The sequence below is a fragment of the Herbaspirillum sp. CF444 genome (genome assembly GCF_000282135.1).
Taxonomy (GTDB): Bacteria; Pseudomonadota; Gammaproteobacteria; order Burkholderiales; family Burkholderiaceae_D; genus Herbaspirillum.
This window is the reverse complement of the sequence record NZ_AKJW01000083.1, coordinates 103,593-120,270: the sequence shown is the minus strand read 5'-3', so window position 1 is coordinate 120,270 and position 16,678 is coordinate 103,593. Positions and strand designations below refer to the sequence as shown.

The 16,678-nt window shown below is 61.7% G+C and carries 14 protein-coding genes; 4 read left to right on the top strand and 10 right to left on the bottom strand.

Annotation, left to right across the window (positions count from 1 at the left end; translation table 11 throughout):
• Nucleotides 1–4: 4 nt before the first annotated feature.
• From PMI16_RS19595 to PMI16_RS19555, 9 genes are all read right to left on the bottom strand, one after another.
• The gene (locus PMI16_RS19595) at nt 5–1,138 is read right to left on the bottom strand and encodes an acyltransferase family protein (protein ID WP_237719901.1); all 1,134 of its coding nucleotides are present in this window, start codon (nt 1,136–1,138) and stop codon (nt 5–7) included.
• A 14-nt stretch (nt 1,139–1,152) separates the two neighbouring features.
• Nucleotides 1,153–2,469, bottom strand: a complete 1,317-nt coding sequence (locus PMI16_RS19590; RefSeq protein ID WP_237719900.1) for a hypothetical protein — start codon at nt 2,467–2,469, stop codon at nt 1,153–1,155.
• Nucleotides 2,470–2,539: 70 nt separating this feature from the next.
• Nucleotides 2,540–4,933 (bottom strand): hypothetical protein, encoded by a 2,394-nt coding sequence (locus PMI16_RS19585; RefSeq protein ID WP_007882723.1) that lies wholly within the window; start codon nt 4,931–4,933, stop codon nt 2,540–2,542.
• The gene (locus PMI16_RS19580; protein ID WP_007882719.1) at nt 4,930–6,294 is read right to left on the bottom strand and encodes an O-antigen ligase family protein; all 1,365 of its coding nucleotides are present in this window, start codon (nt 6,292–6,294) and stop codon (nt 4,930–4,932) included. The genes PMI16_RS19585 and PMI16_RS19580 overlap by 4 nt, the downstream gene beginning before the upstream one ends.
• Nucleotides 6,278–7,216 (bottom strand): glycosyltransferase, encoded by a 939-nt coding sequence (locus PMI16_RS19575; protein WP_007882718.1) that lies wholly within the window; start codon nt 7,214–7,216, stop codon nt 6,278–6,280. Before PMI16_RS19575 ends, PMI16_RS19580 begins: the two co-directional genes overlap by 17 nt.
• On the bottom strand, nt 7,213–8,514 hold the full coding sequence (locus tag PMI16_RS19570; protein WP_157212710.1) for a lipopolysaccharide biosynthesis protein: 1,302 nt from the start codon (nt 8,512–8,514) through the stop codon (nt 7,213–7,215). The genes PMI16_RS19575 and PMI16_RS19570 overlap by 4 nt, the downstream gene beginning before the upstream one ends.
• Nucleotides 8,487–9,446, bottom strand: coding sequence for a polysaccharide biosynthesis tyrosine autokinase (locus PMI16_RS19565; RefSeq protein WP_157212709.1), 960 nt, complete (start codon nt 9,444–9,446; stop codon nt 8,487–8,489). The genes PMI16_RS19570 and PMI16_RS19565 overlap by 28 nt, the downstream gene beginning before the upstream one ends.
• Before the next feature lie 13 nt (nt 9,447–9,459).
• Nucleotides 9,460–10,842, bottom strand: coding sequence for a Wzz/FepE/Etk N-terminal domain-containing protein (locus PMI16_RS19560; protein WP_007882715.1), 1,383 nt, complete (start codon nt 10,840–10,842; stop codon nt 9,460–9,462).
• Nucleotides 10,843–10,862: 20 nt separating this feature from the next.
• Nucleotides 10,863–11,663 carry an SLBB domain-containing protein gene (locus tag PMI16_RS19555; RefSeq protein WP_034381325.1) on the bottom strand — a complete coding sequence of 267 codons (801 nt, stop codon included), beginning with the start codon at nt 11,661–11,663 and terminating at the stop codon, nt 10,863–10,865.
• Nucleotides 11,664–12,289: 626 nt separating this feature from the next.
• Between PMI16_RS19555 and PMI16_RS19550 the strand changes: the two genes are divergently transcribed.
• Complete coding sequence (locus PMI16_RS19550; RefSeq protein ID WP_007882713.1) at nt 12,290–13,336, top strand: LLM class flavin-dependent oxidoreductase; 1,047 nt, start codon at nt 12,290–12,292, stop codon at nt 13,334–13,336.
• Nucleotides 13,337–13,513: 177 nt separating this feature from the next.
• On the opposite strand, the gene PMI16_RS19545 is transcribed toward PMI16_RS19550, so the two are convergent.
• Nucleotides 13,514–14,665 carry a glycerate kinase gene (locus PMI16_RS19545; RefSeq protein WP_007882712.1) on the bottom strand — a complete coding sequence of 384 codons (1,152 nt, stop codon included), beginning with the start codon at nt 14,663–14,665 and terminating at the stop codon, nt 13,514–13,516.
• A gap of 269 nt (nt 14,666–14,934) precedes the next feature.
• Here PMI16_RS19545 and PMI16_RS19540 point away from each other — a divergent pair, with 269 nt between their 5' ends.
• The 3 genes from PMI16_RS19540 (at nt 14,935) to PMI16_RS19530 (ending at nt 16,574) form a co-directional block, all read left to right on the top strand.
• Nucleotides 14,935–15,126 (top strand): hypothetical protein, encoded by a 192-nt coding sequence (locus tag PMI16_RS19540; protein WP_237719899.1) that lies wholly within the window; start codon nt 14,935–14,937, stop codon nt 15,124–15,126.
• A 343-nt stretch (nt 15,127–15,469) separates the two neighbouring features.
• Nucleotides 15,470–16,120, top strand: coding sequence for a hypothetical protein (locus tag PMI16_RS26335; RefSeq protein ID WP_237719898.1), 651 nt, complete (start codon nt 15,470–15,472; stop codon nt 16,118–16,120).
• Between the two features lie 163 nt (nt 16,121–16,283).
• Nucleotides 16,284–16,574: a hypothetical protein gene (locus PMI16_RS19530; RefSeq protein ID WP_007882697.1), complete on the top strand. Its 291-nt coding sequence runs from the start codon at nt 16,284–16,286 to the stop codon at nt 16,572–16,574.
• The last annotated feature ends 104 nt before the right edge of the window (nt 16,575–16,678 follow it).

The window sequence follows — 16,678 nt, the reverse complement described above, 5'->3', positions numbered from 1 at the left end:
TCAATCAGTTGTCGACCACGTGCGCGCCGAAACGGCGGCGCCAGCGCAGGAACGGCTTCTCCACAAAATTGTAGGACGACACGGCAAGTACAAATGATAGCAGCACCGCAGTCAATGCGAAGGCCGGGAAGGCGTGCCAGCCGATGCGCTGCGGCCCGAGGCTGCCGGGCCCCCACCAGATCTCCGCCAGCACGATGGCGATGGGGTGATACAGGTAGAGCGAATACGACCAGCCGCCGATGCGGCGCATGGGTTTGGTTTCCAGCACCCTGGTCAACGGCGTCGCCGAAGCAGTGAAGCAAATTGCGGTTATCAGCGGCATCAGCGCCAACCCTTGCAGCGAGTAACAAAGCGTGTCGTCAAAGCCGGGATGACGCACCACGAAGCTGGCCTGCAGCAACAACAGGCACACCGCCTGCACCACGTGGCTGGCCGAAAAGCGTCGCCAGTGCTTTTGCGTATCGTTGGCCAGGATCAGCGCCAGCCAGGCGCCGTACAGGATCGAATCGATGCGCGTGTCGGTCGCCATGTAGATGTAATCGCTGGTGCCGCCGCCGCTGTTGCCATAATGATGCACGATCACGCGCCACGCCAGCACCAGCACGACGCTGCCCGCCAGCACCCAGGAAAAGCGGCGCAGGTCGGCGGTTCCCGCCAGCAGAGCGACGCAGACAAAAGGGAAGACCAGATAGTATTGCTCCTCCACCGCCAGCGACCACAGAATGCTGAAAGGATCGAAGCCGTCGCGGCCCTGGCCGAAGTGAACGTAGATGCCGTAGTAGTTGGCATAGTAGAACAAAGCTGAAAATACCTTGCCCCAGCCCATGATGCCGCCCGCTGCGCTGAACGTCAGTGCGGCCAGCGCCACCGCCACCAGCAAGGCAGGATACAGCCGGAACAAGCGCCGTACATAAAACCGTCCCACTGCAATGCGGCCGTTTTGTGCATGCTCAGCCAGCAGCAGTCGGGTAATCAGCAAGCCGCTGATGAAGAAAAACACCGTTACGCCGAAGCCGCCGGGGATCGCCGTGCTGAAGCCCAGATGGGCCACCAGCACCAGCAGGACCGCGCAGGCGCGCAAACCGTCCAGGCCGGGGATGTAATCGAATGAAGGTCGGGCGCTTGCCGTTGTGCTCATACTGGTGCCGACGGTCATCGCAGATCCTCAATTTGTTGACGCGCGCGGTTGTAGCCTTGCTGGTTGTCGAAGTTGAACGGCCCGGTGATGTTGTCGAAGGTGTAATTCAGACTGACTTGTACCGTGCTGCGCCGGTAGTCGATATTGCCTCCCGATTTGGAGGTGGTCTGTTCGCGTATGGCGTCTACACGCAGCGCCAGGCGGCGCGTGATGTCGTAATCGTAGCGAAAGCCCAGGCGCAACACCTGATCGTCGCCGCTGGTCGGCGTGCTGATCTGGGCGGTGGCGAAGTTCTGCGACTTTTGCGACTCCAGCGAGGCCAGCAGCGACACGCGCGTCTTCGGCGTGGCCTGCCATACCGCACGCCCTTGCACGCCCCGGGTAATCACGTAGAGACGGCTGTCGGCTTCCTCGTTGGCTTGCGGACGATCCCAGATGCGGCCGTAGAAGGTGGTCTTGGTCGAGTAATGCCAGTCGACTCCAAGCTCGCCCGACACCAGCCGGCTATCGCGATTGGGCAACGTGTTGAAATGGCGCGCGATCGAGCCGAGATGGGCGACGAACACCGTGTTCTCGGTATAGCGCCAGGCCGCGTCGGTGAAGAATTCGGTATCGGTATAGCCCGAATCGAAGTCGGCGACGTCCTGGGCCGTACGATTGGGAAAACCGACCCGGTTGCGGCGTACGCCCGCCGACAGCGTCGACTTGGTGCCGGCGGTGTAGCGGATCGCCGCCTGGATGGCGTTGCTGTTCATGTTGTACATCTCAACCCGGCCCGGCACCGTGTAGCTCAGCGTTTGCTGAGTCCAGGTGAGCGGCACGTCAAAGCGGTTGGTGACGCGATAGGCGACTTCGACCTCGTCTTCGCGGATATGCGGAAATTCCGGCTCGACGTTGGAGATGCCGCGTGGCGGCGTCGTTGTGCTCGGCGTGATTTCACCGCCGAAATAGTTGTACAGGCGGTCGTCGGTGCGATGGCGGATACGGCCGCGCAGCAGGTCGCTGAATTCCCAGGTGTACATGCCTTGAAATTGTTTTTTGGTCTGGTTCAGGCTATAGGGGCCGTTGCCGTTGAGGTCGGTGTAGTTGCCGAATGTGCTGCCGTAGTGCATCTGCGACACCGATGCGGTCAGCTGCAGGTTGCTGCGCTCGGTCGGCAGCGGCAGGAACAGCGCGCCGCGGACGTCCGTCGACCAGGCCGAGTCGGAGGTCTTGAGCTTGTTGTCGCTGTCGCCCGGGAACATGAAGGGGTTGTCGATGCGATACCAGCTCACGCCGCTCTGCAGCGCGTATTCGGCCGTGGCGCGCGCCGACGCGGATATCAGCGACATGCCGAGCGCTGCCGATGCCAGCATGCAAAGCCGCGCCGGCAAAAAGAAAGGGCCTAGCGATTGCTTGCGTTTATTCATCGGCGATTACCTCGTACCAGGGACTGGCCTGGGCAATATCGGCCTGGATATGGATGATTGCCATGCCGTTGTTGAGGCTGGCGCGGCTGCCGTCGAGCGCGGTCATGCGCTTGCCGCTGCCGTCGAGGGGATAGACGCTGATGCGTTTGGCCTGGGTGCGCAAGCTGATGCGCGCTTCATTGCGTTCCATCCAGACCGGCCCTTCGACGTCGCGCGGACCGGAGGGTTTGTTGTTCATGCCGGCGTCCTGCTCCAGCGTCCACCATCTGGCGTCGCTCTTGTAGCGGATCAATTCCTTCGGGCGCGGCGGCATCGAGCCGGGCTGATTGCCGGTGACGGCACTCGATGCGGAGATCAGTATCTGCCGCGACGAGACGAGCGGGCGGTTATCCAGCGCGGTCAGCAGCACGCCGGTAAAACCGCGGCTCTTGCCGAGCAGCTCGATGGCGGCATTGTCGTCGCCCACGCGGCGTTTCATCAGGAAACCGAAGAAGCCGCGCGCCTGCGGCGTGCGCAACTGGATGGTGCGTTGTTGCGCTTCGAATTCGAATTCGCCATTGGCCGCGCGCAGCGGCGTTGTTGCCGGCGGCGTTTGCTTGTCCAGCTTGCCGGCGCCGGTCAGATCCATGCCCAGTCGCGCTTGCGTGGCCAGTTCCGGCGTGACGCCGTAGCGCACCGACAGATGCGTTTCGAATGCGCTCTGCTCGCGCACGGCGGCGACTGCCGCGCGTGTTTCGGCGCCGAAAGGAATCGCCGTTTGCTTCGGCAGCGTGCCGACCAGTCCGTTGCGAAAGAGCATGGCGCTTTGCCCGGTGGCGGCGTATTTGCTCCAGTCGCCGCTGAGCGTGAAGGCGGACGGCGTGGCGGCCCAGTTGTCGCCGTCGATGTAGTCGAAAAAGAATAGTCCATCCCAATCCTGCGCCGCGCCGATGGCGGCCATCAGCGGCTGGATTTCGCTGCCTTGCTTGTTGGGGAAGGGCTGGTTGTATTCGCTGACGACGAAGGGCTTGCGGATGTCGCGGCGCAAGGACAGCGCCAGCAGGCGGTTCAGTTCGCCGTCGCTGGCGGCGCTGTTGCGGATGCGCCAGTCGTTGCGGTCCCAGGCCGGGCCGGGGAAGTCGGGATGGTCGATGTAGAAGTGCTCATCGAGGTAATCCATCTGCGCCTGCGAATCGAAGTTGAGCACGCCGCCGTAGCCCATCTGGGTGCCGGTCACCGGCACCAGCGCGTCGGTCTCGCTTTGCACGACTTGGCGCAGGCGATTGAAGTAGGCGCGGTCGGTGTCCGCCAGGAACAGCAGGAAGTCGCGCACGCGCAAGGCTTCGCCGGACGTATTGGGCGTGCCGGGATCGGCCGGGCCCAGCACCTTTTCGGTCAGCGATTTGAACTTGCCGTCGAGACGGTCGCGCCATTGACCGATTTGCGAGGCGTCGGTAGGGGTCAGCAGCGGCACCACGGAACTGGAGGAGACGCAGGTATTCCACGTCGCGCAGGCTTTGGCCGTAGAGCCGTAGCGCCTGACCAGCCATTCCTGCCATTGCTTGCGCAGTTCGGCCTCGTAGGCGCGGGGCACGGCTTCGGTCCACTCGCGGCGTTGCCAGGCAGCCAGCAGCGACGATTCATTGTTGATCTCCACCATCGCCAGCGCCGGGTTGTTGCGCAAGCCGAGCGCGCGGATCAGCTGGCGTGCATAGTCTTCCTGCAGCGCCACCATGCGCGGATAGTAGACGTGTATCGGCGCGCCCAGCGGCGTGGCTTCTGTCTTGCCGTCCAATGGCGGCAACTGGTCGACGGCGGGGCGGAAGCGATAGCCCACGTGCAGGTTGAGGTCGACGTAGATGCCTTGCAGTTTCAGCGCATTGATGAGGTTGCGCAGGCGGCTGACCGCCACCGGATTGAAAGTCGGATACGGACCGGGCGTGAGCAGGCCGCGCGGCGGATTGTCCTGGGTGCCGGGGCTGGTATCCATGTGATGCAGGCGCACGGCGTTGATGCCAAGCTTGCGCAGGCGTTGCGCCAGCCGCACGGCATCGGCGTCGGATGGAAAATTGGCGGCAAAGCTCAGGTTGATGCCGTACAGGCGCACGCGCGCATCGTCGGCCGTATTCGGTCGATGGTCGGGACCGACGCGGTAAAAGTGGCCGTTGCGTACGAAGATGCGCGAGCCGGCGTCGAGCGGCTGGTTCATGGCGGAGCGGTCGGGGGCGCCGCCCAGCTTGTCTTCATCGATGGCGAAATTGAAATACGCGATACCGTTGTCGCCGATGGTGAAGGCCGTCGGTGCAGTCTGCGCAGTTGCGGGCAGGGAAAGCGCGGATAGCGTCAGGCAGGCGGCAGCCTGCATCAGTGTGCGCAGGTGCAGGATGTTGCACATGAGTTTGCTCATGATGCGGCTCCAGGCAAGGTATTTTCGGATTGCTTTGCGAGTTCAGCCTGTTCCATGCGATGCAAGGTCAGGCGCGCGGAAATCGCGGTCGACGAATAGATGAAGAAAATATTCTGGAACAGCACGCCGCGGAACACCTCGCTTTCCGACAGATTACTGATCAGGATCAGGATCAGCATGGCCCAGTGGATGGCGGCTTCTTCGCGGTCGATGCGCGTGAGCTTGATCAGGTTGCGGATGTGGAAGACGAACACGCCGGCCATGATGACCAGCCCGATGATGCCGAGCTCGTTGAGGATGTCGAGGTAGCCGTTGTGCGCCTGCAGCGGAATCCAGTGCAGGGCGCTGATGATCGTCTGCGACGGACTGCCTTCGCCGAGCCAGAAGGCGCCGTAACCGATGCCGAACACGGGATGGCGATCCACTTCCAGCAGCACCAGTCGCCAGATGTCGGTGCGGCCGGTGAGGTCGGTGCTCTTGTTGAACAGCGCAGTGAAGGGAGAGAACAGCTCGCTCCATTCAGGCAGGCGACCGTTGATTACGTAAAAAATATGGAAACCGAGCAGGATGACGACGGCCACGCTGATCGTCAGTTTGCGGCCGTCGAATTCACCGGTCAGGTAGCGTCGCCGTACCAGCAGGTAGATCCCGGTGCCCAGCGCGGCTACCAGGATGGCCGTGCTGCTCTTGGCCATCACCAGTATGAACAGGCTGAACAGGATGCCGAAATAACAGATCGAACGCGGAAACGTGGTGCCCAGGCTTTCCTTGATCCACAACACTACGCACAGGCCGGAGATGGCGCCCAGCGCATTTTTTTGCATCAGGATGCCGCGCCAGGCGCCGCCCAATTCGTAATCGACGCCGATGCGCGGCAGCACCAGCGCCACTACAAACGAACACGCCATCAGCGTCATCAGCGTGCCCAGCATGGTGCGGATCAGTTGCTGCTTGCCGCCGATCGGCGGCGAGATCGCGATGCCGACCAGCGTCAGGCCGATCAGCTGGATGCTACGTTTGAGCGTGACGACCGGGTAGGGCGACCAGAGGATGGTGATCAGGCAGTACAGAATGATGGCGATCAACGGCGGATTCAGGTGCTGCACATGGCGCAGGCTCCAGCCGCGATTGCGCCAGGCCAGCCAGGCGCCGATCAGGAACACCGAGCCGAATTCCATTTGAAAGATGAGCGAGCCTTCCACATAGCTGCCTTGCGCAGCGGTGTTGCCCCAGTTGAAACCGGGCGGCAGCAGCGAGAACGTGATGCTCATGACGATCAGCAGGCGCACGACAAGCGGATCGATGTTGTCGAAGATGTTGGCCGGGCGCGATGCGCCCAATTGGTCAGTTGCCGTATTCATGATAGCGATGGCCCGCAAGGGCGCTTAATTTGCCGCACTGCGCCAGCGTGGTGCGCAGCCAGCGAATGGACATGATGCGGGAAAAGGGCAGCGTCGCCAGCGCGACGCCGGCGGCAATCAGCAACTGCAGCAGCGCGCGCACGCCCAGCTGGGCCGCGCGCAGGAAGCGCTGCATGCCGTGCAGGCGGGCGATTTCCGACAAGACGTAAGTTTGCCCGAGGCGGTAAGAGCGGCGCAGCAGCCAGTTCAGGGTGGCGCGCTGGGCCGGGACTTCTTCGCTCACGGTGGCTTCGTCGCACCAGACGAATCTGGCGCCGTGCGCCAGCATGTCGCGAAACAGCATGGTGTCTTCCGCGCCGGTGCGGCCGAAGGCGGCGTCGAAAGGCCCGCCTTCGGGAGCAGAGACGGCCATCAGTTTGCCGCGCCGGATCAATACGTTGCCGGTACGGGCGTCCTTGGTGGTGATGACGGTGCCGGTGGCGAAGCGGCGGCGATTGAAGAAGTCGCCGCTGCGTATCCAGGCCGGCGTGTCGTCGCGATAGCGCGGCAGCACGGGCGCAAACACCGCGTCGGCGTCGTAGCGGCGCTGGGCGGCGACCAGGTGGCGGATCCAGTCGGGGTCGGGCGCTTCGTCATCGTCGATGAACAGTACCCATTCTCCCTGTGCGGTATGCACCGCGGCGTTGCGCGCCTTGGCGATATTGGGCGTATTTTCATGCACGGCGTGCAGCGGCATGGGGAAATGGGTCTGCCAGTCGCGCAGGACAGGCGCGGCCGAACCGGCAGGGTCGTTGTCCACTACCACCACTTCGATGTGCAAGGCGTCGCAGGATTGTTCCGTCAGCGCGGCCAGCAAGCGATCCAGCAGTTCGGGACGGCGGAAGGTGCAGATGCAGATGCTGATGTCGATGGGCGCGCTCATCTCTGTCTGCGCCTCAGCATGGGCAGGAAGACGACCCAGATCAGCAGCAGGTCGAACACTTCCACGATGATCAGCGCCAGGATTGCGCCCCATGTGCCGTACAGCGGGATGAACACTGCTGCCGAAATCAGCATGATGACCAGACAGGCGACGCCGCTCAGCAGCAGCAGCTTGTACTGATCATTGCTGGTCAGCCAGGACGAGCCGATCCAGCGTGCCGCATTGATGGCGAAGTAACCGCCCCAGGCCAGCACCATCGGTTCCAGCCCGTGGTATTTGGCGCCCAGCACATGCGCCTGCAGCCACGGCAAGGCCAGCCACAGGGCGATGACGTAGGCGATGGTGACGATTTCGATGCCGGCGATCGAGGCCCAGGCCAGGCGGTCGAGATGCTTCCAGTCGCGTGCCGCGAACAGGCGACTGACCATTGGCCGCGCCACGCGCGACCAGGCCAGCACCGACAACGAGATCGGCATGAGCAGCAGGCGCGAGGCGTTCAGGTCGGCGGATGCGGCAACGCCGAGCACGGCCGCCACCAGATACAGGTAGCTGTAATTGGTGGCCCAGGCCACCAGCGCGCCCGGCAAGGCCCAGCGGCCGCGTTGCATGACTTCGCCGACGACGGCGCGGTATTCCGTTTTATCGCGGGCCTGCATCGAAGTTGGCGATGCCAGTCCGTGGTCGGTGCTGCGCCACATGCCGGCGATGTTGGCCAGTCCCAGCACCAGCAATATCGCCGGCACGGTCAGGTAACCGGCCAGCAGCAGGATGCCGACGCCCACCATCACGCCGAGCGCATAGGCTGCATCGGTGTGCAGCACGCGGCGAGGACGGGCTTCGATGAAGCTGATGCTGCGGTGGTATTCGCGCTGGGCGTTGGCCAGGATATAGATGGCGAAGGCAATGCCCAGCCAGACCGGATGCGCGTCGATCTTCGCGAGGGTCGCGATCACGCCGCTGCCGATGCCGAACAATACTGCCAGGACTATGCTGAGCTGCCACTGGAAACGCAGCAACAGCGTGGTCAGGCGCGCGCGTTCGGCGATCGTCTTGCCGGGTGCAATGGTGGTCAGCGGGCCGGTGATCAGCGCTTCGATGACGGTGGAGGCAAAGATGCCGGCGACGTATATCTGCGAATAGACGCCGTAGGACTCCTTGGTCGCCAGACGGATCAGCACCAGCCCCAGTGCAAAGTTCAGGCCGCTCAGCAAGGCCTGGTCGAGCAGCGACGCCAGCGAGTGCGTCAGCAGCTTCCTGCTGCTGACGCCGCCTACCTGTTGAGTGGGCTGCTCAGCCATTTGCGCAGACGGTGCCATAGTTTTTTGCCCTTGCCTTCGAGCTGGTCGAAGGCGTCTTCTTCGGCGAACTGGTTGTAGACCGTGCCGATGATTTGTGCGCCTGCGGTTTTCATTTGCGCTTGTGTCTGACGCAGGTCGTCCAGGCGGGAGTGATGCTGCCGCACCACCAGCAGGCACATGCCGACTTGCTGCGAAATGGTCTGCGCGTCGGAAGAGGTTTGCGCAGCCGGCGTATCGACGATGAAGACGTCGAAGTCATTGGCCAGTTGCCGCATCAGGTTGCTCAGCGCCGGCTGCAGCAGGATTTCCAGCGGATTCGGCGGTTGGGGGCCGGCGTTGAGGACATGCAGATGCGGGAAACCTTCGGTCAGGCCGCCGGCGGAAATCTCGGTGCGGCCGGCCAGCATGGTCGACAGGCCGGTTTTGTTTCCCAGTCCGAACAGGAGATGCTGCTTGGGCGAACGCATGTCGGCGTCGATCAGCAGGGTGCGTTTGCCCATCTGCGAGAACGCCAGGGCCAGGCTGGCGGCGAGATAGGATTTGCCTTCGCCTTCGGCGGTGCTGACGATGGCCAGCGAGATTTTTTCCTGGTCGCTCAGGCGTATCGACAACTCGGCGCGGATCTGGCGGATCGCTTCGGCCTCCATGCCGAACGGCGCCAGCGCGATGTCCAGCGATTTGTCCAGGCCTTCGGTCGAGGTCAGGGCGGTGGCGTAGTTGAACTGTTTGGACAGCACCGCCTGCACATCCTGTTCGGTCAGCAGCCCGAGACGGACGGCGGCTTCGCCAAAGCGGATATGGGCGGAGTTTTGCAACTCGACAACGCGTGCGACCTGTTCTTCGGTCAGCAGGCCCGCTTCCACGAAGCGGGCGCCCATCTTGTCGGCGGTTCCCGTAGTGGTCGGTGCGGTCGATGTATTTTCTGTTGCCATGGTCATTGCAGTCTTAGCGGATACCGATGTTGCCGATGAGCGGGAGATGGATGCCGCGCACCAGATCGTCTTCGCAGCGCACCCTGCGTTGGCCGAGTTCGTACAGCAGGGCCAGGCAGAGGCCCAGCGCCAGGCCGACCACGATGCTGGCGGCGATGTTTTGCAGCAGCAGCGGCTTGGAATGCGTACTCGGCACTTCGGCCACGCGCAGGACGGTCAGGTCGAAGGTGTTGATGTTGCTGGCCATGAGGATTTCATCGTACTTCGCCAGCGCGGTGTTGTAGACGCGCTCGACGCTGTCGAGCTGGCGCTGGTAAGAGGTGATGGTGTCGCGATGCTGTTTCTGCTCAAGCAGCTTGGCGCGCTGGGTGTCGACTTCCTTTTGCAGCGCCTGTTCCTGCATGGCCAGGCGGCGCGCGTCGATTTGCTGCGCATCCAGCGAACTGCGCGCTTCGCGGGAGATGCGCGCAGCGATGTCGTCGCGCTCGCTGATCAGCGCCATTGTCTTCGGATGGCGCGGGCCGAGTACCTCTTGTACGTCAGCCAGGCGCTTGTTGACGTCGCTGAGTTTGGACTTCAGATCGTTGATGTTGGGGCGCTGGGCGACTTCCGGCAATTCGTCGACGCGCATGCCGCTGCGCACCAGGCTGTCGGTGGCGTTCTTGCGGGCCAGTGCTTCCTGTTGCTGGTTCTGAACGGCGATCAGCGAAGTCATCAGGTCGCCCAGCTGGCGCGATTGCAGGTCGTTGCGTTCGTTGGGATCGAGGATGCCGACTTCCTGCTGGTACTTGGTCAGTTTCTCTTGAATCGAATCGGCTTCCTTGCGCAGATGTTCCAGCTGCGCGTTGTACTGCTCGCGGCGTGAACGCGCCGAAGCGGAGGATATCTGTTGGTTCAGGTCGATGTAGGCGCGCACGACGGCATTGGCCAGGTCGCGCGACTGCTCGGCGGTGTCCGCGGCATATTCGACTTCGATCACGCGGCTGGAGCGGCGCGTCACCACCATGGTATGGTCGTTGATGCGCTTGACCAACTGCGAGTGCGCGCGGGCTTCGCCGCTGCGTTCGACCGCTTCGTGATAGGCGGCGGTACGTTCCAGGTCGAGCGCATCGATGACTTTTTCCGCCACGGCCTGGCTCTTGATCATGTCGAGCTGGGTTTGCATGTAGCTCTCGTCCATCATCGGCGAGAACAGGCGTCCGTTGATGGGATCGTTGCCCTTGTAGTCGAGGTAGACGTCGGACGAGGCGGTATAGGTTTTCGGCAGCAACAGGGTCACGACGATCGTCGCCGCCACCGTGGCCAGCAGCGTCTTGAATATCGTGCTGCGCCGCGCCGAGATCATCGACGCCAGCTGTTTGGAAGATAAACCGGTTTCCGGAGCCTGCAGATTCACGTTATAACCTTGATGTTTGTTCAGAACAGACTTTCGTTGACATAGACAACGTCGCCGGGCAAGACCGGGTCCGTCAATTTTGCCTTGATTTCTTCTACGCCTTTGTCAGGTATTTCCCTATTGATATAAATACGGCGCTGCGAAGCGCGCTGCGTCATGCCGCCGCCGAGGGAGATGGCGCGCATCACGTTCATGTCCTGTTCCATGGGGTAGGAGCCGGGCCGGTTGACTTCGCCGTGGATGTAAAAGAGTTTCTTCTTGTTGACGTAGACGACGTCGCCGTTGTTGAGTTCGACATCCAGCGGACTGCGCGCGGTGGCTTTGGTTTCTCCCAGCAGGATGGGGATGCGCACGTCGCTTTCTGCCCCGCCGATGCCGCTATCGTCGGTCTTGCGACGCAGCAGCGTGACGGTCTGGTCGGCCTGGGTTGTCAAGCCGCCGGCGGTCGCCAGCAACTCCAGCACGCTTAGGTGGCCGGGAATCGGATAACGGCCCGGGCGGCTGACTTCGCCGAGCACGGACACCATCTGGCTGCGCAACTGGATCACTTCGACCGACACTTCGGGGTTGCGCAGATACTGGCCTTTGCGCAGCGCATCGGCGACGCGCGCCGAAATTTCACTGGTCGTCAGGCCGGTCACGTCGATGCCGCCGATCAGCGGCAAGGTCAGCACGCCCTTGTCGTTGACGCCGACTTCCGCCGACAGATCGGGCTGGCCGAAGACGGTCACGCGCAACACATCGCCTGAACCGACGCGCGTATTGGTGACTGCAGAGGAGGGAAGCGCCAGCGTGGACAGCGTGCCCGGCGGTGCGGACATCACTTCGCCGGTTTTGGTTGGATCCGTCGGTACCTGTGCAAATGCGGAGATACTCACCAGGAAGGCAATGACGGCAAGAAGAGACAAGACTGATCGACGCAAACTTAACTCCCGGGACTGATTGCATTACAAAACGATTTGCGACTGTGCCACTGTGCGATTTGCGTTGTGCAGGGTATTGCTGTGAGCGCAATAAACGTGAATCAGCGAGACAAAGTTTTGTAAATGTGACAACTAATTCGTGCATCTTAATCGAAAATGCATTTTTTTTGAAAAAATTCTAAAAACTCTGAAAATTTTTACAATTTTAGTCTCGTTATTGGCAAATGTTTCCTCTTGGGAAAATTTATCTGTTTTTATTATCTGCCAATGGATCAGATTTACGCATACTCGCTACGCATGTTAGTTCACCGAACTGCGACGGAGAACCGCGTAAGTGTCGGCTACGCAGCCAGTTAAGCATATAAATTGCACGATATCAATTCAATGTTGCGCGAACATTACGCCCATGCGTCCCTGCTGCGTGACTTTTCCTTTCTCTCTACGGCCAGGCAAAAGCGGGTGTGAAAAAACGGTTTGAGCGAATTCGTCTATCCTTGCCGGATTAATCGCCGCTCGCTACCGTCATGTCCGTTTCCGACCATCATTCAGTCCCTTCATCCAGCGCCTCGCTGCAGATCAGCGTTCTCGACCAGGCACCGGTATCGGAAGGCGTGTCCAGCGCCCAGGCGCTGAAAAATGCCATCGATCTGGCGATCCTCGCCGACCGGCTTGGATACTACCGCTACTGGGTAGCAGAACATCACGGCACCACGTCCCTGGCGTGCGCCAGTCCCGAAGTGCTCATCGGCTCGATTGCCGCGGTGACATCGCACCTGCGCCTGGGCAGCGGCGGCGTCATGCTGCCGCATTACAGCCCGTTAAAGGTAGCGGAGTCGTTCAGCATGCTGAGCGGGCTGTATCCGGGGCGCATTGATCTGGGGCTGGGGCGGGCGCCGGGCAGCGACTCGCTGACGGCGTCGGCGTTGCAGCGCGACCGGCGTCAGCGTCCGCAGGACGATTTTCCCGAACAGTTGAACGAGCTGCTGGGCTATCTTTGGGATGAGTTGCCGGAGGATCATCCGTTTGCGCGCTTGTCGGCCTTGCCCGGCAGTCCGGAATTACTGCAGCCCTGGATGCTGGGTTCTTCCGCGCAAAGCGGGATTTGGGCGGCTGAACTGGGCTTGCCTTATATGTTTGCCGATTTCATCCATGCCGCCGGCGAACCGGTGGCCGAACGTTACCGGCGCGATTTCGTGCCGTCGCCGCGTTGCCCTTCGCCGCGCCAGGGCGTGGCCTTGCAAGTCATTTGCGCCGACACCGACGAAGAAGCGCGGTTGCTGGCAACCAGTTACGGCATGCGGCTGATTCACATGCACAGCGGACGGCGTCTGGACAAGATCCCGTCAGTGGACACTGCGCTGAAGTTTTTTGACGAATACAATCTGCCGCCGTCGACTTTGCCGTCGGGCCGGCGCGCCGTGGTGGGTTCGCCGGCAAAGGTGCGGGAGCAGATCGAAGCCTTGGCGGCGGCCTATGGCGCGGATGAGGTCATGATCGTGACCATCATTCATGAGCACGAGGCGCGCAAGCGATCCTATGAGCTGATCGCAGGGGAGTTTGGTCTTGTCTGAGCGATTGGTTGATGCCGTCGAAGTGGGCGCGCGTAAATGCATCCACTTTTATCAATCAGGTAAATTTATTTAGAATCAAGAAGATAGCGAAAACTCCTCAACTTTATCCACAAAGTTACCCCCAGTTTTTGTGGGTAACTTTTTTCTGTGGGAAGCGGTTGTCGCTAGCGCCTGTCGTCAGCGCATATTGCGGCCAGACAGCCACAGCCGCGTCATCTGTTCGGCGCTGTCTTTCAAGAGCGCCGCAGCATTGGCGATGGCATCGTTGAGCGTCGCCGGACCGAACACGATCGAAAAACATCCCGAGAAACTGGTTTGCAACTGGGGCAAGGAGGCGCGATCGATGCCGCCCGACAAGAGCGAAGTCTGAACGCCTGCCAGGCGCGCGCGCTGGGCCGCGATGAAGGGCGCTTTGCCGTGCAGCGTCTGGGCGTCGCTGCGGCCTTCGCCGGTGATGAGCCAATCGGCGTTTTTTAATGCCGCATCGAGGCCGATATAGTCGGCGACGGTTTGGGCGCCGGACTGGAACTCCGCGCCCAGCATCAGCAGCGCATAGCCCAGCCCGCCGGCAGCGCCTGCGCCGGGAGAAAGGGCTTCGCTGCGGCCGCAGGCTTGTTCGAAGAGCGCGGCAAAGCGGCCGAGCAAGGCATCGAGAGGTTTGACCTGCTCCGGGTTGACGCCTTTTTGCGGACCGAAGACGGCAGTTGCGCCATGTTCGCCGCACAGAGGATTGTCGACGTCGGACATGGCGACGATGTGGATGTCTTTCAGGCGCGGATCGAGGCCGCTGACGTCGACGCGCGCCAGCTTGTCCAGTTGCGACGGCACCGGGTCGAGCAGCTTGCCTTCCGCATCCAGCAGTTTCAGACCCAGCGCGACCAGCATGCCGATGCCGCCGTCATTGGTGCTGCTGCCGCCCAGCGCAATGAGGAAACGCCGCGCGCCGCTGTCCAGCAGAGCCAGCAAGGCGTCGCCGATGCCGAGCGTGGAACGGTCTTGCACCGCCACGGCGGTTCCCGCCGCATCGGTCAGGCCGACGATTTCGGCCGATTCGATCACGGCGCTGCCGTCGCTCAGGATGCCGGCTGCCGCTTCATGCATGGCGCCGGCCGCGCCGCGCACCTGCAGGCGCCGCACTTCGCCGCCGGCATGGAGCAGAGCGTCGAGAGTGCCTTCGCCGCCGTCGGCGATCGGGCACAGGCGAATCTGGGCATCCGGCGCCGCAGCCAGCACGCCGGCACCGATCGCTTCAGCAACTTGCTGGGCGCTCAGGGAACCTTTGAAGGAGTCGGGGGCGATGACGACAACGGGGGCGGAAGCGGTAGTCATGAGTACACTTGTCGGTGAAGGGAGCGGGCGACGACGCGGCGCCTGGCGGGAGCAGGGCGCCGATCGATGGTCTCCGTGGTGATTGAATATTTTTATGGAGCGCTGATTATATAAGCATCCACGGTGCGGCACGATAGCGGCGGCGCATGAGCGGTATCAATGTATCGCTATCTATCGGTCTCACGCGCAAGGTAACAAAAGGTAATTACGCTGGAAAAGGTGCCGTCGGAATAGGATGATGCAAAAAGAATAATTCCGGCAGTGAGGACATGATGAAACGTTTGCTGTGGATCATCCCGGCGCTCATGCTGGGCGGCTGCGTCGCCGTGCCTTACGACCCGTATCCGTATTATGGGGCGCCGGCACCCGTCTATGTGGTGCCTTCGGCCAGCGTTTATTACGGTTACGGCGGCGGCTATTGGGGTGGTTGGCGGGGCGGCGGCGGGCACTGGCGGCATTGAGACCGGACAACGCCGCCGGAGATCGCAAGCCGGCTGGCCATGCGCGAGCGGCGGGTTTGCATTCTTCAGCCCAAGCCAGTAGCATTGCGGATCATCGATCCAGGACCGATGCGTCTTGTATCGAGTATGATGGGCGCTAAAAATTGGATGCTATCCGTTGTTGCTGCATGGTATGACGATTTTTACGATACTTTCTCACTCGACCCCCAGAACACGCACGCGTAACAGGACGATCGTCGGCGTCAGCCTGTCGATACTGATTCACGTGGTGCTGTTTTTCGTTTTGCGGCCCAGCCTGCAAAAAATCAACGTACAGGCGAATTCTTCACACGAACCGCTTGAGGTGACATTCGTCCGCAGTACGCCTCCACCGGCCGTCGTCAAGCAACCGACGCCACCGGAAAAGACCAAACCGGTCAAGAAAACTTCACCACAACCCAAACAGGTCGCACGCGCCAATCCCAAGCCAAGCCCGGCGCCGGCTCGCGAAGCGCCTGCACCATCGCCGACCGCCATCACGCAGGCGCCGCCGGAAATGGACATGTCCACGATGCTCAATGCCGCACGCGAACGCCGCCGCGCAGCCGAGGATTCCGCCGCCCGCGAGAACGCCGAGGCGCGGGCCGCGGAGCAGGGCCCATCGGCCAACGAGATTGCGCGCGCCAACATCGCCTTCCAGACGCGCAAAGCCAGCGGCGGCACCAATGGCGTGTTCGAGATCGTCAGCAAGGGGCCGCGCGTGGCGCAGTACATATTCCGCGGCTGGACGACCGACGTGCGCAATAGCCAGCGCCAGACCATCACCGTGGATGCAGGTCCCAACGGCGACGTGGAAAAGGCCATCGTCGACAGCATGATCGCGCTGATCCGGAAATACTATTCGGGCGATTTCAACTGGGATTCGCAGAAGCTCGGTCGTGTGGTTCCGCTTTCCGCTCGTCCGGCCGATACGGCGGGCCTGCAAGCCTTCCTGCTGCGTGAATTTTTCGGCTGAGCCAGTCTCGCTCGGAGCCTGCCTTTTCTTCTGCATGTTCGCGTATCGCCCGCGTTGTTGTGCCGGGCATGCATCCCAACGGGTTTTGAGAGTTTTCCTATATCAAGGCCGGGGCTAAAAATTCACACTATTGAACTTCGACGTCTAACCGTGCGAGTTCAACATGACTGGTTTTCTCTGGGTTTTTGCCGTTCTTTGTGGCTTTGCTTATCTGCTCAACAAGCGCGCCTCGTCCCAAGCGCCCAAGCAGAGCCAGCAGCAGTGCCAGCGTCAATTCGTCGTCGATGTCTGCGATGGCAACCAGCGACGGGCTGAGCGCCTGATGACAGAAAAGGCCCGTGCGCATCCAGGCCTTGGCGCATCTCAGATCCTGCAATTGGTGTATCAGGACATGCTGGAGCTGACGGTCGAAGAACGGACCGCAGCCGCAGGTACACAGCGGGCAATGCCGTGAAAGGCCGCATGGCCTGAGCGTATTTCCGAGTCGTTGCAGGGAATTGCCCGTCAACCGATTCCACGATTCCGTCAGGAAATTCCTTCACGCTTCAAAAACATGTG